Here is a 4,233-nt window from a genome sequence, read left to right on the forward strand (position 1 = left end):
GGTTGGTGGCGCTGCCGCTGGCGGTGCGGGCCGCCACGCCGGTGCGCCGCGGGCAGGGCGGCAGGGATCTGATCCCGGTCCTGAAGGACACCGGGCTGACAATGCTGGTGTGGGCGGTCGCGGTGAGCGCCGCGCTGGTGTTCGGCTAGCGGATCGGTCAGGCCGCGGCGTCGAGGACTGCGTCGATGCTGCGGCGGAGTTCACCGGCCTCGACATGCTCGGTCAGCAGGGCCACCGCGGTGTCGTCTCCGGCACGCAGGATGCCCAGCACCATGTGCTCGCATCCGATCCAGTTGTGCCGGTGCGCCACCGCTTCCCGCAGCGCAAGCTCCAAGGCCTTCTTCGAGGCCTTCGTGAACGGGAGGTGGCCGCGCCGTCGCACCCACTTGTTCGGCGGACGCAGCGCGTTGTCGAAGGAGTCGGCGCCGAACGCGCGATCCACGTTCTCGCGCACCACGCGCAGGTCGATACCGATCGCCCGCAGCGCCTCGGCGTCGTCGTCGAACGCGTCGTCGCCGGGGGCGTCGGGCGACAGCCGCTGCCGCACCGTCTCCGCGGTGACACCGCAACTCGAGAGCGCCGCGGCGAGATCACGTCCCGCGCTCTGCAGCACGCCCACCAGAAGGTGTTCCGGACGGATCTCGCGGGCCTCAAGCTCGCGGGCACCCTCCTGAGCCAGGATCACAGCCACCCGGGCGTTGCGGCTGAAACGTTCGAACATCGTCAACTCCTCCGGTTGTACTTCTTGTGCACGGCCTGGCGGCTGACCCCCAGCGCGTCGGCGATCGCCTGCCACGTCCAACCCTGCGCGCGGGCGTTCGCGACGTGGATGGACTCCATCCGCTCGTGCAACCGCTGAAGCGCCCGGACGGTGCGCAACCCCACCACCGGGTCCGTGCTGTTCAGGGCATCGAGCGAGTCGAGTTCGGCCATGGCGCCACGCTAGGCCCGGCACCCGTGCCTGTCAACCAAAGTTGACAAACTGCCCGCGTCGCGGCGCGCCCGGGCACCGTGAGCGGCCGTTTGCGCGCCGGATTCGCGTGGTACATGCAGCGGGATGAATGCTGCGCCGATGCCCCGCGGGTCCACCGACGATGTCCACGACGCGCGGCGGGTGGTCGCGGCCCTCGCCGACGCGTTCTCGGCGAAGGTGGTCGGGCAGCAGCATCTGCGCGAGACGCTGCTGATCGGGCTGCTCACCGGCGGGCACATCCTGCTGGAGAGCGTGCCGGGGCTGGCCAAGACCACCGCGGCCCGCGCCATCGCCGAATCCATCGACGGGCAGTTCCGGCGCATCCAGTGCACGCCTGACCTGCTGCCCAGCGACATCATCGGCACCCAGGTCTACGACGCGGCGACCACATCGTTCGTCACGCAGCTGGGGCCGGTGCACGCCAACGTGGTGCTGCTCGACGAGATCAACCGCTCCAGCGCGAAGACCCAGAGCGCGATGCTCGAGGCGATGGAGGAACGCCAGACCACGATCGCGGGCACGGTGTACCCGATCCCCGAGCCGTTCCTGGTCATCGCGACCCAGAACCCCATCGACCAGGAAGGCACCTACGCGCTGTCGGAGGCGCAGACCGACCGGTTCCTGCTCAAGGAGATCGTGCGGTACCCGTCCCCGGAGCAGGAGGTCGAGGTGCTCACCCGGCTCGACGCCGGGCTGTTGGACAAGGAGCATCACAGCAGACCGGTCGCGACCCTCGACGACATCCGCCGGCTGCAGCGGGTCACCCGCAAGGTGTACATGAGCCGCGACCTCATGCTCTACGCCAGCCGGCTGGTCGGGGTGACCCGCGAACCCGGCAACTACCTGCCCGGCCAGATCGCCCGGCTCGTCGAGTACGGCGCCAGCCCCCGCGCCACCATCGCGTTGTGCACCTCGGCCCGCGCCCTGGCGCTGCTGTCGGGCCGCGACCACGTCGTCCCCGGCGACATCGCCGATCTCGCGCACCGCGTGCTGCAGCACCGGCTGATCCTCGGATTCGAGGCGGCCAGCGCGAACGTCACCCCGGACGTGGTGATCGACGCCGTGCTGCGCGCGGTCCGGGTGCCCTGAGCGGCGGTGCACGTGGGCAAGCACCTCAACCGGGCCAGGGCGCGCTTCGGCACCGACACCCGCGGCCTTCTCGAAGGCGGCCGCCACGCGTTATTACACACCCGCACAATGGAATTCGACGAACTGCGGCCTTATGTACCGGGCGACGACGTGCGCGACATCGACTGGAAGGCCTCGGCCCGCTCCGGCGCCGTGCTGATCAAGCGGTTCGTGTCCGAGAAGCACCACAAGATCCTGCTGGTCGCCGACGCCGGCCGGAACATGCAGGCCGTCGCCCCCGGCCGGGAGCGCAAACGCGATGTCGCGCTTCACGTGCTGGGCGCGCTGGGTCTGATCACGCTGGGCCGCTCCGACGAGATCGGGATGGTGTACGGCGACGCCCGCGGCAGCATCCGGGTGCGTCAGCGCCGCGGCGAGAACCACATCGAGAGCATGCTGCAGCACTATCAGGACCACACCGTGCGATCCGGACCCAGCGACATCGTGTGCCAGCTGACCTATGTGGCAACGCATTACCGCCATCCGATGCTGATCGTCGTGGTGTCCGACGAACCCGAACCCGACGACCGCCTCGGCGATGCCCTGGACCGGCTGACCGCGCGGCACGACGTGATGTGGGCGATGGTGGCCGACATGCCCGCGGCGGACGCCGGCGACGGCGGTTACGACGTCGCCACCGGCAGGCCGGTACTCGGTTCCGCCGCGGTCGATCCCCGTGTGGTCGCCGCCTACCGCCGCGCCGAGGATCGCCGCGTGCAGCACCTGGCCGAGTTCATGGCCGGGCACGCCGTCTCCCATGTGACGATCGCGCGGTCGAACCAGATCCGGCGGGGCGTCACCGACATGACCAGGGTGTGGTCGCGTGCCGGATGACCTGCTGGAGTTCGTCAGCGGACCCCCCGCCTACTCGGCGACGTGGCTGTGGCTCGGGCTCGGACTCCTCCTGTTCGTGTTCGCCTGGTATGCAGTGGTTTTCATCGCGACCATGCCGTCGCACAGCCTGCGCGGCATCCCGGGGCTGCGGACGTGGCACACCAAGGTGCTCCGGTCCCGGTTCGCCAGGACCGCGCGGGCGGCCACCCGGCGACACCGGTCCGGTGAACTGTCGGGGGTGCAGGCCGGCGCGGCGCTCAGCCGCACGTTGCGCAGTTTCCTGCATCAGGCCACCGGCACACCGGTGCAGTTCATGCAGCTGCGCGAAGTGGCCGCCGGCGACCTCGCCGCCGCGGCACCGGTTCTGGAGGCGTTGGGCAGCGTGCAGTTCGACAGGGCCTCGACCGCGGACGTGGGCAGGCTCGGGGACCAGACCGAAGAGCTGATCCGATCGTGGAGCTGACGTGGTGGCCGGTGCCGGCCGTCGGTCTCGGCGCCGTGGTGGCGGCGGTCGCGCTGGCGGTGCTGCTGCCGATCCGGCGCGGGCGCGAGCGGCAACTGCCGCTGGCCAACACCGCGCGGCTGACCCGGCTGCCCGAGTACCGTGCCGTCGTGCGGCGCCAGACCCGCGCCGCCACGGCCGCCCTCACGCTGCTCGTGCTGCTGTTCACCGCGACCGTGCTGGCCACCGCCCGCCCGACCGGAACCTTCTGGGACGCCGACGCTTCCGCGCCCCGCGATGACATCATGCTGTGCGCCGGCGCGCCGGTCACCGACGAGGCGACCGGGCGGTTCCTCGGCTACTTCGCGCGGCAGACCACCGGGTACGGATCCGAGCGCATCGGGCTGACGTCGGTGAACCGGCGCCTCATCCCGCTGACCCGCGACTACCAGTTCGCCGCGGGACGGCTCGCCGAGTTCTCCCGGGCCGGCCGGTCGGCCTCCGACTTCAGCGCCCAGGTCGACTACGCCGACTACGCCCCCACCGTCGCCGACGTGCTCGCCCAGTGCCTGACCGGCTTCCCCGGGTTCGAGGAGCGCAGCGACACCCGCCGTTCCCTGATCTACGTCGGGCCCGGCGACCTGCGCGCACCCGGTGACGACCGGCCGTCGCTGTTCACCGACGCCGAGGTCACCGCGATGGCCCGGCGGGCCGGCGTGCAGATCAACGCGATCGCCACACCGGGCCGGGACACCGCCGCCAACATCGGGACACAGACCGCGTTCGTGCTCGACTCGCAGGTGGTCAGCGCCCCGGTCATCCAGGAGGCCATTCCGGGCGGCCGCACCCAGATCAC

The 4,233-nt window shown here is 71.0% G+C and carries 6 protein-coding genes and 1 pseudogene; 5 read left to right on the plus strand and 2 right to left on the minus strand.

Annotated elements, in window-relative coordinates:
- Positions 1 to 149 (plus strand): annotated as a pseudogene (locus tag ASJ79_RS19750) (1,4-dihydroxy-2-naphthoate polyprenyltransferase); the annotation flags it as partial.
- Positions 150 to 157: 8 nt separating this feature from the next.
- On the opposite strand, the gene ASJ79_RS19755 reads toward ASJ79_RS19750, so the two are convergent.
- Complete coding sequence (locus ASJ79_RS19755) at positions 158 to 721, minus strand: Clp protease N-terminal domain-containing protein (RefSeq protein ID WP_067958825.1); 564 nt, start codon at positions 719 to 721, stop codon at positions 158 to 160.
- Between the two features lie 2 nt (positions 722 to 723).
- Positions 724 to 933 (minus strand): helix-turn-helix domain-containing protein, encoded by a 210-nt coding sequence (locus tag ASJ79_RS19760; RefSeq protein WP_067958827.1) that lies wholly within the window; start codon positions 931 to 933, stop codon positions 724 to 726.
- A 139-nt stretch (positions 934 to 1,072) separates the two neighbouring features.
- On the opposite strand from ASJ79_RS19760, the gene ASJ79_RS19765 reads away from it, so the two are divergent.
- The 4 genes from ASJ79_RS19765 to ASJ79_RS35145 all read left to right on the plus strand — a co-directional run.
- A complete protein-coding gene (locus ASJ79_RS19765) occupies positions 1,073 to 2,062 on the plus strand; it encodes a MoxR family ATPase (RefSeq protein WP_156448533.1) in 990 nt (329 codons plus the stop codon).
- A gap of 12 nt (positions 2,063 to 2,074) precedes the next feature.
- Positions 2,075 to 2,935 carry a DUF58 domain-containing protein gene (locus ASJ79_RS19770; RefSeq protein ID WP_067958838.1) on the plus strand — a complete coding sequence of 287 codons (861 nt, stop codon included), beginning with the start codon at positions 2,075 to 2,077 and terminating at the stop codon, positions 2,933 to 2,935.
- On the plus strand, positions 2,925 to 3,398 hold the full coding sequence (locus tag ASJ79_RS19775; RefSeq protein WP_067958835.1) for a hypothetical protein: 474 nt from the start codon (positions 2,925 to 2,927) through the stop codon (positions 3,396 to 3,398). The genes ASJ79_RS19770 and ASJ79_RS19775 overlap by 11 nt, the downstream gene beginning before the upstream one ends.
- A partial coding sequence (locus ASJ79_RS35145; RefSeq protein WP_197420295.1) for a hypothetical protein occupies positions 3,389 to 4,233 on the plus strand: 845 nt, incomplete at its 3' end. The genes ASJ79_RS19775 and ASJ79_RS35145, both read left to right, overlap by 10 nt.

It is taken from the genome of Mycobacterium sp. NAZ190054 (assembly GCF_001545925.1).
Lineage (GTDB): Bacteria > Actinomycetota > Actinomycetes > Mycobacteriales > Mycobacteriaceae > Mycobacterium.